Genomic DNA, 16,502 nt, shown 5'->3' on the forward strand with positions numbered 1-16,502 from the left:
TTGGATCCCACCATGAACAGTTCATCATCCCCCGAAGTCGAATTCGCGCAAGCGGTTCTCCGTAACCAGTCCACGCTCACCGGAGCGCTCAAAACCCACTACGACTTCATCGTCTGTGGCGCCGGCTCGTCCGGCTCGGTCGTCGCCGCGCGCCTGGCCGAGAATCCCGCCGTCAACGTATTGCTGCTGGAGGCGGGCGGCAGCGACGACGTCGACAGCGTCATCGAACCGGCGCAGTGGCCGCTCAACCTGGGCTCGGAACGCGACTGGGGCTTCATGGCGGAGCCGAACGCGCACCTCAACGGACGTTCGATCCCGATGAACATGGGCAAGGTGCTGGGTGGCGGCTCCAGCATCAACGTGATGCTGTGGGCGCGCGGGCACAGCAGCGACTGGAACCACTTCGCCGCCGAGGCGGGCGACGACGCCTGGAACTACGAATCCGTGCTGAAGATCTACCGCCGCATCGAGGACTGGCACGGTCCGGCCGATCCGGAGCGGCGCGGGCAGGGCGGTCCGGTCTACGTGGCGCCGGCCCACCAGCCGCAGCCAACGGCGACGCTGATGCTGGAGGCCGCGCGCTCGCTCGGCATCCCCACCTTCGACAGCCCGAACGGCGCGATGATGGAGGGCGACGGCGGCGCCGCGATCAACGACCTGCGCATCCGCGACGGCAAGCGGCTGTCCGTCTTCCGCTCGTACACCTACCAAAAGATGGCGCAGCCCAACCTGACCGTGCTGACCGGCGCATTGGTGTCGCGGCTCACGTTCGAGGGCCGCGAGGTGACCGGTGTCGAGGTCATTCTCGATGGACGCAAGCGCTTGTTCGGCGCCACGCGGGAGGTGATCCTGTCCTTGGGCGCGGTCAACACGCCCAAGGTGCTGATGCAGTCCGGCATCGGCCCCGAGCAGGAACTGAAGCGCCACGGCATCGCCGTGCGGCAGCACCTGCCTGGTGTCGGCCAGAACCATCAGGACCACGTATCCTTTGGCTGCATCTGGGAGTACGCGCAGCCGCAGCAGGTCGGCAACGGCGGGTCCGAGGCGACGCTGTACTGGAAGAGCGATTCCAGGCTCGAGGCGCCCGACATGCTGCATTGCCAGGTCGAGTTTCCCGTGCCGAGCGCGGAGAACGCGGCGCGCGGCGTGCCCGCGCATGGCTGGACCATGTTCGCCGGCCTTGCGCATCCCAAGAGCCGTGGCGAGTTGCAGCTGTCGGGGCCGAACGCGCAAGACGCGATGGTCATCCGCGCCAACACCCTGGCCGATCCGGACGACATGAAGGCGGCCATCGCCAGCGTCCAGATGTGCCGCGAGCTGGGCAACGCCAGCGCGTTCGCGCGGCTGGTCAAGGGCGAGAGCATGCCCGGCAAGCTGGGCCGCGAGGAGATGGAAGCCTACATCCGCAACGGCGCGGTCACCTATTGGCACCAGTCGTGCACCGCCAAGATGGGACGGGACGCGATGTCGGCGGTGAACGGCAATCTCGAGGTGTATGGTGTCGGCAATCTGCGCATCGCCGACGCCTCGATCATGCCGCACATCACCACCGGAAACACGATGGCGCCCTGCGTCGTCATCGGCGAGCGGGCGGCCGAAGTCATCAAGGCCAAACACGGCATCTGATTGCCCTCGCTAGGGTTTTCCATTACAGTACAAAAATGCAACAAGACCACACCGTCACCGTCGAGGAAGCCGTCCAACTGCTGGCCATGGTCGGCGACCTGAGCATGGGCCAGCCCACCAATCAATCGATACGTTCGGCCCATCTGGCCGAGCGGCTGGCGCTGGCGGACGGCGCCGAGCCGGGGGCGTGCGGCCACGCGCGGCTGGTGACCTTGTTGCGCTGGTCCGGATGCACGGCGAACGCCAGCGGCTTCTCCGCGCTGCTGGGCGACGATGTCGCGGGGCGCGACGCCATGCTGTTGGAAACCCTCCCGCCCGGCAACGGGATGAGCTTTACCAGCGTGGCGCCGCTCGCCCGCATCCACTGCGAAGTGTCGGGCGCGATCGCCCAGGCGATGGGCTTGCCGGAGGAGGTCGAGACCGGACTGCGGCGCTTCTGGGAGCACTACGACGGCGGCGGCATGCCCGAACGGCTGTGCGATCCGCAGATCCCACGCCTGGTCTACCACGCCAACCTGGCGGGGGATCTCGAACTCCTGACGCGCGCCCGTGGCGTGGGCGAAGCGCTGCGGCTCATCGCCACGCGCGCCGACAAGAAGTATCCGGCGGACCTCGTGCGCCTGCTGGCGGCGCATGCCGAGGCCTGGCTCGAGGCGATCGAGGCGCCAGCCTGTCCGGCGGAGATGCCGACCCTGTCCGAACGGGTTGCCCTGACGATCGTGGCCGACACGATCGAGCTGAAGTTGCCATGGCTGCTGGGCTACTCGCGCCGCGTCGCCGACCTTGCCGAACGCGCGGCGGTGCTGGCGGGCCTGCCGCCTGCCCAGCAGCGCTGTCTGGGGCGCGCGGGGCTCATCCACGGCGTCGGCCGCGCGGCGGTGCCCAACATCGTCTGGCAGCGTGCCGGCAAGCTCGGGATGGCGGACTGGGAAAAAGTGCGTCTGGTGCCGTATTGGACGGCGCGTGCCGGCGTGCAGATTCCCTCGCTGCGGGCGGAGGCGGCGCTCGCGTCGCATGTCTACGAGCGGCTCGATGGCAGCGGATACTACCGCGACCTCGATGCCGAGTCGCTGAACATGCCGCAACGGATACTGGCGGCGGCGGCCGCGTATGCGGCGTTGTGCATGCCGCGTCCATGGCGCGCCGCGTGCGCGTCGCGGGAGGCGGCACGCCTCCTGTCGGCGGACGCGGTAGCCGGGCGATTCGATCTGCAAGCCGTGAACTTCGTGATCGCGGCCGCCGGCGGCACCTGCGTCGACGCGGCCGAGCCTGCGGCCCAGCGCAAGAAGCTGTTATCGGAGCGGGAGATCGCGGTACTGCGCCGGCTCAGTCTGGGCGAAAGCAACAAGGAGGTGGCGCGCGAGTTGCAGATCAGCCCGTCCACCGTGGGCACCCATGTCGAGAGCATTTTCCGCAAACTCGAGTGTTCAACCCGGACCGCCGCCACCTTGAAAGGGCTGACGCTCGGCTTGATCCACGCCGAGTGATCAACCCCGGCTCCATGGCTTATCTCGCCTCGGGCGGGATCGCCTTTATTTCAGCGGCGAAGGCGGCGTGTGCTGCCGCATCCACCGGCTTGTGCTTGATCTCGGTCCTTGCCGGATCATTGCCGAGGTAATTGTTGTTCTTCCAGTTCTTCGACGGCCTGACCGGCCTTGGCGTGAAACCGCCGCCGCAGTTGGGACAGACGTTCGATACGACGTTGTCGACGCAGTCGGCGCAGAAGGTGCACTCGTAGCTGCATATGCGGGCGTCCAAAGCTTGCGGCGGCAGGGATTTATTGCAGTGTTCACAGGTCGGTCTGAGTTGAAGCATGGGGCTTTCCTTTAGTTGGCTGTGCTGCTTGCAAGTATAGCAACAAAAGCGCGATGAGTCGCTAAAGGCGCGGCCGGATAATGGCGCTCGTCAGTTGGCTTTGCTCGAGGCCGCGTTAATGGCCACCGGGACCGGGGCTGTCAGTCCGTCCGCATAAAAGTCGAAGAAGCGCCGGTTGTCGAAGCGTTGTACAACCGTCGCGGGCTGAAGTCCTGGTTGCGCCGTCGCGTAGCCGATCGAGCGGCCGTTGTTTGCGCCGACCGTGGTGTCGATGTCGATCCAGCGCCGCACGGAGCGAGTGGCGTAGGTCGGATCGACCACGTAGGCGAGGGTGAGCGTGTCCCAGACGTCGGTGTGGTAGGCGGGATTCGTCTCGAAGCCGTTTTTTCCGTCGTAGCCATAGCCATTGAGCTGCTTGAATAATCTGGCGATGATTCCGTCCCTGGCCGCGCCGTTGACGACGCGGTCGTAGACCTGCTTGTCGATTTGGACGGTGTTGGTGACGTCGAGCGGGAATATGACGTGCCGCAGCGGTAGCCGCAGCACTTCGCGCGCCGCTTCGGGATCGAACCACCAGTTGAATTCCGCTGTCGGCGTGGTGTTGCCGGCCACGTCGAACGCGCCGCCCATGTAGATGATCTGCGCGATCAGGGGCACGATGTCGGGATGGCGTCGCACGGCCAGCGCGATGTTGGTCAGCGGGCCGATGGCCAGTATCGTGACTTGTCCCGGATGGCGGCGAACGCTGTCGGCGATGAAGTCGGCGGCGTGTTGGTCGCGCACTCTGGTGTGTCGCGCGGGACCGTCGGGTGGCGCCTTGATGTCGGCGTCGGACTTGGGTTCGGGCCAGTTCCATGCGCCCAGGTAGCCGTCGCCGCCCGGGTGTAGTCGCTGCTCCTCGCGGATAGTGGCCAGGTCGTGCGACAGCGCGAGGTTGGCGCCGGCGTAGACACCGACTTGCTGTTCGATGCCCAGGCGTTCGACGGCTTTCAGCGCGTCGCCCACCTCCTGGCGCAGCCATTTGTTCCCCGAGACTACCGTGAGGCCGAGTACTTCGATGCGGCCGCGCGCCTGGAGTTGGGCGGCGATGGCGAGCAATTGGCCGTCGTCGTTGAGGGTGCCGAAGTCGCTGTCGATAATGATCTTGGGGGCGGTGGTCGCCGCCAGGGCAGGCGGTGTGCCGATCAGCGTCAGCGCGCACGCCATGATCATGATTGTTCGCCGCACTATGCTCTTCGGTTACGGGTTGGGAAATCGGGAATTACTTACCTGGCTGATCGAACACGATCCGGCACACCGCTTCGCATTTTGCCAGGTCGAAGCGGTTCTCCGTGCGCACGCCGGATTCCATGTCTATCCAGTAGCTGGCGCCGGCGCCGATCCGGAACTTTAGCAGAGTGTCCCGCACCGTGTCCGGACCTAGCCCGCCGGAGTAGCCGCAGAACGGCAGGCCCGCATTCGCGGCGGGCCAGGTGGTAGGCCGCACGCCGGTCCCGAACGACACATCGTACAGCCAGTCGACCCTTGTATCGGAGGGGAAGTCGCCTTGGCATTGCAACGCAGCCCGCACGCCTTGCCGGGCGCCGAAGATGGCGCTGTTGCGGATATCGCCGTCGCTGCTGCCCGCGCGTCCATGGTTGATCTGAACCCTGGAAAAACCAGCCAAATCGATCGCGGCGTCGCCGGTTTCAACGATGCTGCGCGCGGCGGCCCCGCAGATGTGGGCCGACAGCCGCAGCGGCGCGCTTTGCAGAACGCGGCGCACACCGGCGGAGGGGAACAGGGGCGACCCCTCCTGCGCGGCGTCGAGCAGCACGCCCCATTCGATCGGGTAGCGCGCCGAAAGCGCGAGCATGCCAGGCAGAAGATCGGCGCGGTCGATGCCGGTGAAGGTGATGTAGGCGGGTGGTGTGTAAGCGATTGTCATGTTGGCCTATATGTCTTGTGGTACGTACCATAATCGCATCGATGCGGGAAAAATTCAACACCAATGCGCCGTAAACACAACAAATATCCAAAAAATAAAAAATAAAATCAATTGAGGTACGTACCATTATAGAATTTACTACGGACATAAAAGCTAATCGAACCAACGCGGGAGGAACTTGTATGCGGATGTTGAAAATTGAAGGCGCGGCCATGATCGGGATGGCCTTGGCCGTGGGCGCGGCACCCGCCGTGCGGGCGCAGGAGCGGGGGGCGGAGCCGACGACGGAGCAAGCCAGGCCGCCGACACCCGCCGGCCAGTTGCAGACCGTGACCGTGAGCGCCGAGCGGCGCGCGGAGAACGTGCGGAACGTGCCCGTCTCGGCGACCATCATCGGCGAGGAGACGCTGAACGCGCTCAACTCCGGTGGGCAGGATATGCAGATGCTGGCGGGCCGCGCGCCCAGCCTGCAGGTGGAGTCCTCATTCGGACGCGGCTTCCCGCGCTTTTATCTGCGCGGCTACGGCAACGTCGATTTCCATCAGAACGCGTCGCAGCCGGTCTCGCTGATCTACGACGACGTGGTGCAGGAGAGCGCGGTGCTGAAGGGGTTCCCGGCTTTCGACCTTGAGCGCATCGAGGTGCTGCGTGGTCCGCAGGGTTCCCTGTTCGGCCGCAACACGCCGGCCGGCGTGGTCAAATTCGATTCCGTGCGGCCGTCGCAAACGCCGGGCGGCTATCTCACCTTGTCCGGCGCCACCCACAACACCTCCAGCGTCGAGGGGGCGCTGAATTTGCCTTTGGGCGGCGACTGGGCGGCCCGGGTGTCGCTGCTCGGCCAGCACCGCGACGACTGGATCGGCAATTCGCGCCAGGGCACGTCGGATCAATATGGCGGCTACAACGACACCGCCGTGCGCGCCCAGTTGCTGTACAAGCCGAGCGGTGGTTTCGAGGCGCTGGCCAATCTGCATCAGCGCACGATGAACGGCAGCGCGTCGCTGTTCCGCGCCAATATCATCCAGAAGGGTAGCGACGCGCTGGTGCCGGGTTTCGACGTCGGCAGCGTCGCCACCGATGGACAGAACGGCCAGTACCTGAAAAACTACGGCGGCAACCTGCGCCTGAAGTGGCGCCTGGACGGCGTCACCCTGCATTCCGTGACCGGCTACGAAACCGTGCGCGTGTTCAGCCGCGGCGACATCGATGGCGGTTACGGCGCGGTCTACGCGCCGCCCTCCGGTCCGGGCTTTATCCCGTTCTTGGTCGAATCGGCGGATGGCACCAAGGGCCATCACCAGTTCACCCAGGAGCTGCGGCTGGAATCCGATGCCGCGCAGGCGCTCAAGTGGCAGGCCGGCTTGTTTTACTTCGACGAGCGCTACCAGATCGACAGCTACAGCTACGACACGCTGGGCGGCGGCGCGCTGACGTCGGACATCCGTTCGCACCAGAAAAACGACGCCTACGCCGTGTTCGGATCGGCCAACTACGACGTCACGCCGCGCGTCAACCTGCGCGCCGGCGTACGCTACACGCGCGACAACAAGGATCTGGTCACGGAGCCGAACAACCAGCCAGGTGGCGGTTCCGACATCGACGCCTCGACCGGCCTGGCCACCAGCACCGGCGTCTCCAAAGTGAATTGGGATATGAGCGGCGTGTACAAGCTCACCGACGCGGCCAACCTGTACGCGCGCGTCGCCACCGGCTTCCGGGGCGCGACCATCCAGCCGGCGGCCACCTTCAATCCAATGTCGGTGGCGCGGCCGGAAACCATCACGTCCTATGAGGTGGGCTTCAAGACGGATCTGTTTCAGCGCCAGGCGCGCCTGAGCTTCGATATCTACAGCTACACGGTCAAGGATCTGCAGCTGACGGCGGTCGGCGGCACCTCCAATTCGGCGATCCTGCTGAACGCCGAGCGCAGCGCCGGCCGTGGCGCGGAGCTGGACCTGGACGCTTACCTGGGAGAGAACCTGCTGTGGAGTTTCGGCGGCAGCTACAACCACACCAGGATCAAGGACGCCGGCCTGACGGTGGGCGCCTGCGCCGCTTGTACGGTGCTCAATCCCACCGTCGTCAAGGACGGTTCCACGCTGGTTCTGATCGACGGCAATCCGTTGCCGCAGGCGCCGCGCTGGAGCGCCAACACCTCGTTGAAATACACCTACCCGGTCGCCAACGGCGAATTCTACGTCTACACGGACTGGGTTTATCGCAGCGCCGTCAACTTCACCTTGTACCGTTCCGCCGAATTCAGCGGCAAGCCCTTGTTGACAGGGGGATTGCGGCTCGGGTACAAATGGGACAATGACCGCAATGAGGTGGCACTGTTCGGCCGCAATATCACCAATCGCGTGCAACTGGTGGGTGGCATCGACTTCAATAATCTGACCGGTTTTGTCAACGATTCGAACCCGCGTATCTTCGGCGCGCAGTTCAGCCGTCGCTTTTGATCGGAACGGTCTCTCAGGAATATGTGCATGCGTGATCTTTTCAGTTTCCCCGGCGGCCGCCGCTTCGACCTGCTGGCCTTCGGCGACCCCAATATCGACCTGCTGTTCAAGGTCGAACGGGCGCCGGCGGCGGACCAGAAGGTGCTGGGCCGGCGCCTGCCGCCGTTCGCCGGCGGCACGGTCGCCAACGTGGCTTGCGCGGCCAGCCTGCTGGGCCGGCCGACATTGGCCTACGGACGTATCGCCGGCGATGCCGAGGGCGCGTTCCTGAGCCGCGAGTACGAACGCTTCGGCGTCGTGCTCGATTATGTGCGGGTGGTCCCCGGGGCGACCTCGCCGACGGCGTTGATCATCATCGAGGCCAGTGGCGAGAAGGCGCTGGTGTACTCGCCGATGCCGGGGCCGACCTTGCACGAGGAGACTTTCGCGGCGGCGCTGGCGCAATGCCGCCTGTTGTATGCGATGCCCTATGACCTGCCGGAGTTCGAGCGTTTGCACCAGCTGGCGCGCGAGGCGGGCGTGCCGCTGGCGATCGATATCGAGGCGGCGATGGTGGCGGGCCGCGATGAACTGCACCGTTTGCTGTCCATGGCCGACCTGGTGTTCATGAACGACAGCACCTACCGGACCGTCATCGGCGCTGAGCCGGATGCCGCCGGCATGGCCGCCTTGTTGGCGCGCGGGCCGCGCATGCTGGTGGTGACCCGCGGCGCGCGCGGCGCCATGCTGTCGGCGCGCGATCCCGGGCAAGCCTCCGCGCCGCGGGCGATGATGCAGCAGGCATTTCCCGCCCGCGTGGTGGACGCCACCGGTGCCGGCGACAGCTTCAACGGCGCCTTCCTGGCCGCGCTGCTGGAAGGCCAGGCGGCGGCGGAAGCGCTGCGCTATGCCTGCGCCGCAGGCAGCATCGCCGTCACCGCCACAGGCGCCCGCTCGGCGCTGCCCACGCGCGCTCAGATCCAGGCGCTGCTCGACCATGCATAGCCCGACCACCACCCGGGGAGGCCGCATGAGCCTCGCCGCGCGGGCCGACCGCTACTTCCAGCTCAGCGCGCGCGGCACCACGGCGGCGCGCGAGGCGATCGCCGGCTGCACCACCTTCGCCGCGATGAGCTATATCGTGGTCGTCAATCCGTTGATCCTGGCCGCCGCCGGCATGGACCGCAACGGCCTGTTTTTGGCCACCATCGTCTCCGCCATGGCGGCCACCCTGGTGATGGCCTTGTGGGCCAATCTGCCGATAGCACTGGCGCCCGGCATGGGCACCAACATCGTGTTCGCCCAGGTGCTGGTCGCGCAAATGGGCGTGCCCTGGCAAACCGGCCTGGCGATGGTGCTGCTCAACGCGCTGGTGTTCCTGGTGTTGTCGCTCACCAAGTGGCGGGCGCGCATCGTGGCCGCTTTTCCGGAGCCGGTCAAACTCGGAATGCAATGCTCGATCGGCGTGTTCATCGCCTGGCTCGGGTTGCGCAGCGGCGGCCTGCTGGTGGGCGACGCCGGATCGCTGGTGGCCTTCTCGCGGCTGCACGACGGCGCCGCGTGGCTCACGCTGGGCGGCATCCTGTTCACGGCCATGCTGCTGGTGCGGCGCGTGCCGGGCGCCTTCCTGTTGACGATGCTGGTGGTGAGCGCGGTCGGCTTGTTCGTCGCCGACGCGGAAGGGCGCCCGTTGACCCGCTTGCCGGACCACTGGTTCGGCGTGCCGGTCTTCACCGGCGAACTGCTGTTCGCGCTCGACTTCCGTGGATTTTTCTCCCACTTCATGTTGCTGCTGCCGGTGACGCTGTATTTCCTGCTGATCGAATTCTTCTCCGGCACCGCCACCATGTTCGGCGTGATCCGCAGCGCCGGGCTGTTGAAGCCTAACGGCGATTTGCCCAGCGCGCGGGCGGCTTTCGCGTCCGACGCCTTGGGCAGCGTGATAGGCGCGGCCGCCGGCACCTCCACCGTCACCGCTTTCGTCGAATCGGTGGCCGGGGTCGAGGCGGGCGCGCGCACCGGTTTGAGCGGCGTGGTGGTGGCCGCGCTATTCGGGCTGGCGCTGTTTTTTGGACCGCTGCTGACGGCGATTCCCGCCTGCGCCACGGCGCCGGTGTTGGTGATGGTGGGGTTGTGCATGCTGGACGGCTTGCGCGATCTCGATACCAGTACGCCGGAGAATTACCTGCCGCCGTTGCTGATGTTGTTGGTCACCGCCTGCTGCGCGGACCTGATGGTGGCGCTGGCGCTGGGCTGCTTTGTCTACACGCTGATGCTGGCCGCGCGGCGTCGTTGGCCTGGCGCCATGGTGCTGGGGCTGGACGCTGTGTTCGTGCTGTACCTGGTGCTGCGCGGCGCCATCGTCTGAACCTCAGGACGCGCTGCCCTTGCTGATGCGGGTTTTGTAGCGGTAGGGCGGCACGTATTTCATCTCGCAATACTCGACCGGTTCGCGCCGGTCGGACAGCATCACGCGCTCGCACAGCAGCAGCGGGGTGCCGGCCTGCACGCCGAGCAGCGCCGCGTCTTCGGCATGGGCGGCCACCGCCCCCACGCTCTCCAGGCTCTCGGATGGCTTGATGCCGAACTTGTCGATCAGGATGCGGTACAGCGAACCGACTTGTTCCAGCTCCTTCTGCTCCAGCCGCGCGCCGGCGGGCAGCCGCAAAAACGATTCCTGCAGCCCGATCGGTTTGCCGTCCATCAGGCGCACGCGTTTGATGCGCAGCAGCGGCTCGTCCGGCTGCATGTGCAGCAGGCTGGCCACGGCCATGTTGGCCGCCACCGTCTCCATCGCCAGGATGGTTTGGCCCGGCACGCCGCCGCGTTTGATGGTGTCGTCGGTGAAGCTGTCCAGGAAGCGCGACATCTGGCGCACCGACTCCGGCGCGGCGAAGGTGCCGCGTCCATGGTCGCTATAGAGCAGGCCCTGTTCCTCGAGCAGGCGGATCGCCTTGCGCACGGTGTCGCGGCTGACCTGGTAGGTGATCGCCAGGTCACGCTCGGCCGGCATCGGTTCGCGGGCACCGATTTTCCCCGACTCCATCAGCTGCTTCAAGGTTTCCGCCAACTGCTGGTACAGCGGCGCGGCCTTGGTGGTGGTGGCGGGAGTGTCGGTGGTTCGTGATCGCATTCAATGTACCTGCTGTCGAGCGAATGATGGATGAAGGCATATTGTAACCAAATGGTTTGCGGCCCGGTGAAAGCGCGTAAGGAACCACCAGGATTATGACAGTTTTGTTACATTGGTACGAACCTTTCTGTTAGTAACCTTCAGAAATATCTAGCGGATTTTAGTTTGTATTGCAAAGTGGTACGAACCACTATAACATGATCTCAAATTAAACGAGACGGCCGGAGACAGGCGGTCCGACACGACAAATTCGCCGGAGTCACATGGCGCTGAAACCACAATTAGGGGAATTCGATGTATGCACGACTAGGGATGTTCGCTGCCGGATCGGCGGCGGTGTTGCAGTTGGGGGCGGCGCACGCGCAGCAGCCGGCCACGGAGGCGGCGGGCGAGGTGGCGCCGACGGTGGTGCAGGTCACCGGCCAGGCCCTGGGCAAGGGCGAGGCGCGCGCCAACAGCGTGATCGACCTGGCGGTGATCGCCGAGCAGCCGGCCGGTCTCGATCCGCTGAAGCTGTTGGCGCGGGTGCCGGGCATGCAGGTCAGCTCCAGCGACGCGCTGACGGGCAGCTTCTCGATGCGTTTGTCGATGCGCGGCTTTAACAAGGAGCAGATCGGCATCTCCATCGACGGCATCCCCAACGGCTCGACCTTGTCGAACGGCGGCACGATGCCCAACCGTTTGGGGGACCCGGCCAACCTGGTACGCGTCGACGCCTCGCAGACGGCCGGCGACCTTGGCACGCCGTCGAACCAGGCCCTGGGCGGCTACATCGACTTCAAAACGCGCGATCCGTCCAAGGAGCGCGGCGGCGAGATCGAACTGGCGACCGGCAGCTTCGGCTACCGGCGTGGCTTCGTGCGTGTCGACACCGGCAAATCGGCGGCGGGCACCAGCGCCTACATGGACTACTCGCACGAGTACGTGCGCACCTGGCCGGGCGACGAATCGGGCCGCAACAGCCGCCGTCATGCCGACCTGCGCGTCCTGCAGGACCTGGGCGGCGGCTCCAGCCTGCGCGGCACCGTCAGCTACAATAAATTCAGCGACAACGACTATGATGCGGTGGCGCTGCTGGCCGAATCGTCCAGGTTGTACAAGGCCACGTTCTACGGCAATCCCACCACCGATGGCCTGACCGACCACTGGACCGGCAATCCCGCCATCGACCAGAATTATCGCGGCACGCGCGGCATCAACAGCGAGGATATCCTTGCCCATGTCGACTGGACCCAGCGCTTCGGCCAGAGCGGTAAATTGACCGTCAAGCCTTACTGGCACAAGCAAGAGGGCAACGGCTGGTTCTATGTGCCCTACGTGCAGTTGCCGAGCAATGGCCAGGTGTACAGCGTCGTGGCGCCGGGCGCCAGGCCGACGGCCACGGTCCAGGAGTGCTACCAGAACCAATACCGGCGCGACGCCAACGGCGCCTTGATCCCGGTCGGCGCGGTGACGATTCCGCCCGGCTCCAGCAGCGCGGCGTTGTCGTCGGCAGGTTGTCCGGCGGCGGCCAGGTATGCGATGAATCCCGTCAGCCAGTGGGGCGCGCGCGAGGCCAGCACGCGGCGCAGCGACAACGCCATCGACCGCAAGGGAACGTTGGCGGAGGTCTCGGACAGCCTGGGCGAGCACCAGCGCATCCGCGTCGGCGGCTGGATCGAGCGCACCAAGCGTGACAAGGACCGCAACTGGTTCGCGGTCACCGATCCGAAGGTCAGCGGTGCCTTCGAGGAAAGCGCGCTGTACTCGATCACCCAGGACCGCCACTATTCGTCCGACACCGCCATGGTCTACGCGCAGGATAAGGTCAGCCTGCTCGACGACCGGCTGCTGCTGGATCTTGGCGCGACCTATCAGCGCTTCAAGGAGGACTACTCGTCGCCGGTGGAGTTCAGCGGCACGCGGTCGTTGAAGGTGAGCTCGAAGCTGCTGCCGAAACTGGCCGCGCTGTATCGCGTGAACGACGACTGGGAAGTCTTCGCCAGCGGCTCGAAGAACTTCAGCGCGATTCCGGACAGCGTGTTCGAGGGGACGGCGGCGGTCGATTCCAAAAACGGCATCAAGCCGGAAACCTCGGTCAACAAGGATGTCGGCGTGCGCTGGACCAGCGACAACGGCTACGGCGCCGCGCTGACCGCCTACAAGATCGCCTACCGCGATCGCATCTCGATCCAGAACGGCAATCCGAATGGCGACATCTTCTCGCGCGACGCCACCACCACGTTCGCCAACCAGGGCGGCATCAGTTCGGAGGGCGTGGAGCTGACCTTGCGCGCAATGGGGACGGCCTACGAGTTGTACGCCAACGCCTCGTACAACGACGCCCACTATTCAAGCGACACGCCGGCCGAAGGCATCAAGTCGGGCGACCCCGTGCTAGGCGCCCCGCGCCGCAGCGCCTTCGTCGAAGCGACCTGGAAGCCGACACCGGAATGGCGGCTGACGGCCAACGCGCACTATGTGGGCGAGGCGGCCGGCACCTACGGCACGGTGGCGAACACCGTCATCGCCGGCGGGCCGGCCGTGTATCCGCGCCAGTACATGCCTGCCTACACGCTGGTCGGCCTGAACTTCACCTACAAGCCGCGCGGCAGCCTGTTTGGCTACGGTAGCCGCACCGAGTTCGCGCTCAACGTCGACAACCTGTTCGATCGCCACTATTTGGGCGGTGTAGGCGCCGAGCTGTCGAGCTCCAATCCACTCACCACGGGGCGCTATTTCCTGGGCAGTCCGCGCACCTTGTACGCCTCGATGCGTGTGCGCTTCTGATGACTGTATCCGTGTTGTCCCGTGCCCTTTTCGTGGCGGTGTGCGCGGGCGCTTGGCTCGGCGGGTGCGCGGCGCGGAAGCCCGAGGCCACGCATCCGGTGGCGGGGCTGCGCTTCATTGGCGAACAACGCATACCGCACCGGCAGGTGTTCCAGGGTACGCTGGTGGGTGGCCTGTCGAGCATCGACTATGACCCCGGCAGCGGCACCTGGATCGCGGCCAGCGACGACCGCTCCGAGCTTGGGCCCGCGCGGTTCTACACGGCGCGGCTTGATTATGATGCGCGCGGGTTCAGGGCAGTCGCGCTGGAGGCTGTGCACACGTTCCGGCAAGCCGGCGGCAGCGCCTATCCCGCGTTGAAGGACGCGGCGACGCGCGGCGGCGAGGTGGCGGATATCGAGGCGATCCGCTTCGATCCACAGGGCGGCGGCGTCTGGTACGCCAGCGAAGGCAGCGACGCTTTGGCAACCGGACCGTTCGTCAAGCGGGCGGACGGAGACGGCGCCTACCGTTCGTCGCTGCCATTGCCGGACATGTTCAAGGCCCGGCGTGACAAAACGGCCGGACCGCGCGGCAATCTCAGTTTCGAGGCGATGGCGTTCGCGCCGGATGGCCGGTCGCTGTGGGTGGGCATGGAGGCGCCGCTGTACCAGGACGGCGCGCCGGCCAGTCCGGAGCGCGGCGCGGTGAGCCGCTTCACGCGGTTCGATCGCATTGGCAAGGTGCTGGGGCAATACGCCTATCCGATCGACCGCGTGCAAGGGCGTCCGGCGCCGGGGCGCTTCGGCGACAACGGCGTGTCCGAGATGCTGGTGGTCGATAGCCGCCATCTGCTGGCGCTGGAGCGCTCGGGCGTGCAGGACGCGGCGGGGCGCTTTGCGTTTTTCATCCGTTTGTATCTGGTCGATCTGGATGGCGCCACGGATGTCGCCGCTTTTCCGACGCTGGATGGCGCCACCTACGCGCCACTCAAAAAACGCCTGCTGATGGACTTCAACCGCGCCGGGTTGGACAAGGTCGACAACCTGGAGGGCATGAGCTGGGGGCCAACGCTGGCCAACGGCCATCGCACCCTGGTGCTGATCTCCGACGACAATTTCAGCGCCGACGAGGTGACGCAGTTGCTGGCTTTTGAGGTGCTGCCCGGCGGGTAGACCGCCATAGGCATACGCTCTTTACAGGTGAAAAAAATTGACGACGGGTGTAGACTTGTTCTACCAAACCGTAATGAGGTGTGTTCATGGAACAAAGTGCACCCGATAAAGTCTATGAGTTGGATGAGCAACAAAATGCTGAGGTGGTGGCATTGGCCCGTCTGCGAAGCGAATCGCCTCAGTCGCTGGTTCGCGAAGCCGTCGCTAAGTATTTGTTGGACGCTGACTATGAAATGCGGCGCAAAGCCGCTTTTGCCGCATTAAAGCATCCTGAGCGGGACAATACGATGTTTGGTGGATGGAAGGGGGCTGGTGTTGATGGAGTCGAGTACCAGAATGAGTTGCGTTCTGAATGACTCATCTCGTCTTCGACACCAACATCCTGATCGATTATTTGAGCGGCCAGATAGAGGCTCTTTCGATTATTGATGGCTGTGCCAATCCCGCCATCAGTAAAATCGTTTACATGGAAGTCATGGTCGGGTGCAAATACTTCGCTTTAGCTCGCGTCGCGTCGCCCGAAGAATTCGAGCGCATCCTCGCCTCGGTGGAAAACATGACTCGTGCCTGGATAAATTCCACGTTCAAGGTGCTGCCGATCGACGAGGAGACGGCAGACCTTTCGATCGAGGTTCGCAAGCAGACGAAAAAGAAACTGCCGGACACTGTAATCCACGCAACGGCAATGCTAAACGGATGGCCTATCGTGACTCGAAATCCACGCGACTTTACGCCGCTGGCGCAGGTCCCCGCCGGTTACAACAATGTGGACGTGATTGTTCCGTATTCCCTACCTTAGTGAAATTTCGCTTCGGTGAACAAACAAGAACGGGCTTGCTACGTTCACTCGGTTCCTTCACGACGTTGTTCTGCTTTGCTGATAACGCGGCAGATCGTCCGGCCAATGCAGCGCATCGGCCACGAAGATCTCGGTCTGCGGTAGCGCCTTCTCCGGGCTGTCCAGGCTGCTCGTGGTGATGTCGATCTCGTCGGGACTATCATCGTCGGCGAAGGTGAGTTGCGTGCCGCAGTGCGGGCAGAATGTGCGCGTGGCGTGCGAAGAAGAGCGGAAGCTGGCCGGCTCGCCGGCGGTGAAGCGGAAGTCGTCGGTCGCCACGGTGAACCACGCCACCGCCGGCGCGCCGGTGGTGCGCCGGCAGATGGTGCAATGGCATAGCGTCTGGTTGCGGATGCGCTCGGCGGTGTCGTATCGGACGGCGCCGCAAAAACATTGTCCGGTCAGCATATGGCCTCCTGATCGTATTCGGTCGGAGCCCTACGATACCTGAAATGCGCGAATCGCCACGACACCTTACTCCGCACCCATCGACGGCGCAGCCCGGTTCGCTTGTCATGCGGCAAGTACACGCCGAATCTCTTCGTGCTATGCTTTTCCTCACTTTCGTAAGGAGGACATCATGCCCGCTTCCCACGACACCTACACCCGTCAGCAAGGGTTGAAAAACACCTATGACGTCGAATACACGGCGCTGCGCTACCGGATCTCCCTGGACGGCAGGGTGCTGAAAGACATTCAACTCGATATCCACAACACCCCCGCGCTCGATCCGGAGGCGGCATGGTCGCGCGCCGTGTCCGATATCGAGTTCCTGCGCGGAATGCCCGAAGCCTAGCCACCG

Annotated in this window: 15 protein-coding genes; 10 read left to right on the forward strand and 5 right to left on the reverse strand. The window is 64.9% G+C overall.

Going from position 1 to position 16,502, the window contains the following annotated elements; translation table 11 throughout:
* Positions 1-12 precede the first annotated feature (12 nt).
* Entirely contained in the window at positions 13-1,626 is a 1,614-nt protein-coding gene (locus MRBLMU1_RS25765; RefSeq protein WP_363507760.1) for a GMC family oxidoreductase, read from the forward strand.
* A gap of 35 nt (positions 1,627-1,661) precedes the next feature.
* The gene (locus MRBLMU1_RS25770; protein WP_363507763.1) at positions 1,662-3,113 is read left to right on the forward strand and encodes an HD domain-containing phosphohydrolase; all 1,452 of its coding nucleotides are present in this window, start codon (positions 1,662-1,664) and stop codon (positions 3,111-3,113) included.
* Positions 3,114-3,132: 19 nt separating this feature from the next.
* Here MRBLMU1_RS25770 and MRBLMU1_RS25775 read toward each other — a convergent pair whose 3' ends face one another.
* From MRBLMU1_RS25775 to MRBLMU1_RS25785, 3 genes are all read right to left on the reverse strand, one after another.
* Positions 3,133-3,441: a DUF1272 domain-containing protein gene (locus tag MRBLMU1_RS25775; protein ID WP_363507765.1), complete on the reverse strand. Its 309-nt coding sequence runs from the start codon at positions 3,439-3,441 to the stop codon at positions 3,133-3,135.
* Between the two features lie 90 nt (positions 3,442-3,531).
* Entirely contained in the window at positions 3,532-4,653 is a 1,122-nt protein-coding gene (locus tag MRBLMU1_RS25780; RefSeq protein WP_414646119.1) for a nucleoside hydrolase, read from the reverse strand.
* A 49-nt stretch (positions 4,654-4,702) separates the two neighbouring features.
* Positions 4,703-5,368, reverse strand: a complete 666-nt coding sequence (locus MRBLMU1_RS25785) for a hypothetical protein (RefSeq protein ID WP_363507767.1) — start codon at positions 5,366-5,368, stop codon at positions 4,703-4,705.
* A 182-nt stretch (positions 5,369-5,550) separates the two neighbouring features.
* Here MRBLMU1_RS25785 and MRBLMU1_RS25790 point away from each other — a divergent pair, with 182 nt between their 5' ends.
* Genes MRBLMU1_RS25790 through MRBLMU1_RS25800 form a run of 3 tightly spaced genes read left to right on the forward strand, consistent with a single transcriptional unit; the run spans position 5,551 to position 10,174 of the window.
* Entirely contained in the window at positions 5,551-7,827 is a 2,277-nt protein-coding gene (locus tag MRBLMU1_RS25790) for a TonB-dependent receptor (RefSeq protein ID WP_363507769.1), read from the forward strand.
* Between the two features lie 27 nt (positions 7,828-7,854).
* Positions 7,855-8,811 (forward strand): carbohydrate kinase family protein, encoded by a 957-nt coding sequence (locus tag MRBLMU1_RS25795; RefSeq protein ID WP_363507772.1) that lies wholly within the window; start codon positions 7,855-7,857, stop codon positions 8,809-8,811.
* 25 nt (positions 8,812-8,836) lie between these two features.
* Entirely contained in the window at positions 8,837-10,174 is a 1,338-nt protein-coding gene (locus MRBLMU1_RS25800) for an NCS2 family permease (RefSeq protein WP_363507775.1), read from the forward strand.
* Positions 10,175-10,177: 3 nt separating this feature from the next.
* Here MRBLMU1_RS25800 and MRBLMU1_RS25805 read toward each other — a convergent pair whose 3' ends face one another.
* On the reverse strand, positions 10,178-10,939 hold the full coding sequence (locus tag MRBLMU1_RS25805) for a GntR family transcriptional regulator (RefSeq protein WP_363507778.1): 762 nt from the start codon (positions 10,937-10,939) through the stop codon (positions 10,178-10,180).
* A 312-nt stretch (positions 10,940-11,251) separates the two neighbouring features.
* Between MRBLMU1_RS25805 and MRBLMU1_RS25810 the strand changes: the two genes are divergently transcribed.
* The 4 genes from MRBLMU1_RS25810 (at position 11,252) to MRBLMU1_RS25825 (ending at position 15,661) form a co-directional block, all read left to right on the forward strand.
* A complete protein-coding gene (locus tag MRBLMU1_RS25810; protein WP_363507781.1) occupies positions 11,252-13,708 on the forward strand; it encodes a TonB-dependent receptor domain-containing protein in 2,457 nt (818 codons plus the stop codon).
* 11 nt (positions 13,709-13,719) lie between these two features.
* Positions 13,720-14,862 carry an esterase-like activity of phytase family protein gene (locus MRBLMU1_RS25815; protein ID WP_363508693.1) on the forward strand — a complete coding sequence of 381 codons (1,143 nt, stop codon included), beginning with the start codon at positions 13,720-13,722 and terminating at the stop codon, positions 14,860-14,862.
* A gap of 86 nt (positions 14,863-14,948) precedes the next feature.
* Positions 14,949-15,218, forward strand: coding sequence for a hypothetical protein (locus MRBLMU1_RS25820; RefSeq protein WP_363507783.1), 270 nt, complete (start codon positions 14,949-14,951; stop codon positions 15,216-15,218).
* A complete protein-coding gene (locus MRBLMU1_RS25825) occupies positions 15,215-15,661 on the forward strand; it encodes a PIN domain-containing protein (RefSeq protein WP_363507786.1) in 447 nt (148 codons plus the stop codon). The genes MRBLMU1_RS25820 and MRBLMU1_RS25825 overlap by 4 nt, the downstream gene beginning before the upstream one ends.
* 57 nt (positions 15,662-15,718) lie before the next feature.
* On the opposite strand, the gene MRBLMU1_RS25830 is transcribed toward MRBLMU1_RS25825, so the two are convergent.
* Positions 15,719-16,108 carry a GFA family protein gene (locus MRBLMU1_RS25830; protein WP_363507789.1) on the reverse strand — a complete coding sequence of 130 codons (390 nt, stop codon included), beginning with the start codon at positions 16,106-16,108 and terminating at the stop codon, positions 15,719-15,721.
* A gap of 172 nt (positions 16,109-16,280) precedes the next feature.
* Between MRBLMU1_RS25830 and MRBLMU1_RS25835 the strand changes: the two genes are divergently transcribed.
* Positions 16,281-16,496: a hypothetical protein gene (locus MRBLMU1_RS25835; RefSeq protein ID WP_363507791.1), complete on the forward strand. Its 216-nt coding sequence runs from the start codon at positions 16,281-16,283 to the stop codon at positions 16,494-16,496.
* Positions 16,497-16,502 lie beyond the last annotated feature (6 nt).

Source organism: Burkholderia sp. LMU1-1-1.1, assembly GCF_040675865.1.
Taxonomy (GTDB): domain Bacteria; phylum Pseudomonadota; class Gammaproteobacteria; order Burkholderiales; family Burkholderiaceae_D; genus Rugamonas.

Excerpts from the sequence above, each read along its gene's own strand:
- MRBLMU1_RS25825 (WP_363507786.1), top strand. The coding sequence starts at position 15,215 with ATGACTCATCTCGTCTTCGACACCAACATCCTGATCGATTATTTGAGC.
- MRBLMU1_RS25820 (WP_363507783.1), top strand. The coding sequence starts at position 14,949 with ATGGAACAAAGTGCACCCGATAAAGTCTATGAGTTGGATGAGCAACAA.
- MRBLMU1_RS25795 (WP_363507772.1), top strand. The coding sequence starts at position 7,855 with ATGCGTGATCTTTTCAGTTTCCCCGGCGGCCGCCGCTTCGACCTGCTG.
- MRBLMU1_RS25835 (WP_363507791.1), top strand. The coding sequence starts at position 16,281 with ATGCCCGCTTCCCACGACACCTACACCCGTCAGCAAGGGTTGAAAAAC.
- MRBLMU1_RS25785 (WP_363507767.1), bottom strand. The coding sequence starts at position 5,368 with ATGACAATCGCTTACACACCACCCGCCTACATCACCTTCACCGGCATC.
- MRBLMU1_RS25830 (WP_363507789.1), bottom strand. The coding sequence starts at position 16,108 with ATGCTGACCGGACAATGTTTTTGCGGCGCCGTCCGATACGACACCGCC.
- MRBLMU1_RS25810 (WP_363507781.1), top strand. The coding sequence starts at position 11,252 with ATGTTCGCTGCCGGATCGGCGGCGGTGTTGCAGTTGGGGGCGGCGCAC.
- MRBLMU1_RS25765 (WP_363507760.1), top strand. The coding sequence starts at position 13 with ATGAACAGTTCATCATCCCCCGAAGTCGAATTCGCGCAAGCGGTTCTC.
- MRBLMU1_RS25775 (WP_363507765.1), bottom strand. The coding sequence starts at position 3,441 with ATGCTTCAACTCAGACCGACCTGTGAACACTGCAATAAATCCCTGCCG.
- MRBLMU1_RS25805 (WP_363507778.1), bottom strand. The coding sequence starts at position 10,939 with ATGCGATCACGAACCACCGACACTCCCGCCACCACCACCAAGGCCGCG.
- MRBLMU1_RS25790 (WP_363507769.1), top strand. The coding sequence starts at position 5,551 with ATGCGGATGTTGAAAATTGAAGGCGCGGCCATGATCGGGATGGCCTTG.
- MRBLMU1_RS25800 (WP_363507775.1), top strand. The coding sequence starts at position 8,837 with ATGAGCCTCGCCGCGCGGGCCGACCGCTACTTCCAGCTCAGCGCGCGC.
- MRBLMU1_RS25780 (WP_414646119.1), bottom strand. The coding sequence starts at position 4,653 with ATGATCATGGCGTGCGCGCTGACGCTGATCGGCACACCGCCTGCCCTG.
- MRBLMU1_RS25770 (WP_363507763.1), top strand. The coding sequence starts at position 1,662 with ATGCAACAAGACCACACCGTCACCGTCGAGGAAGCCGTCCAACTGCTG.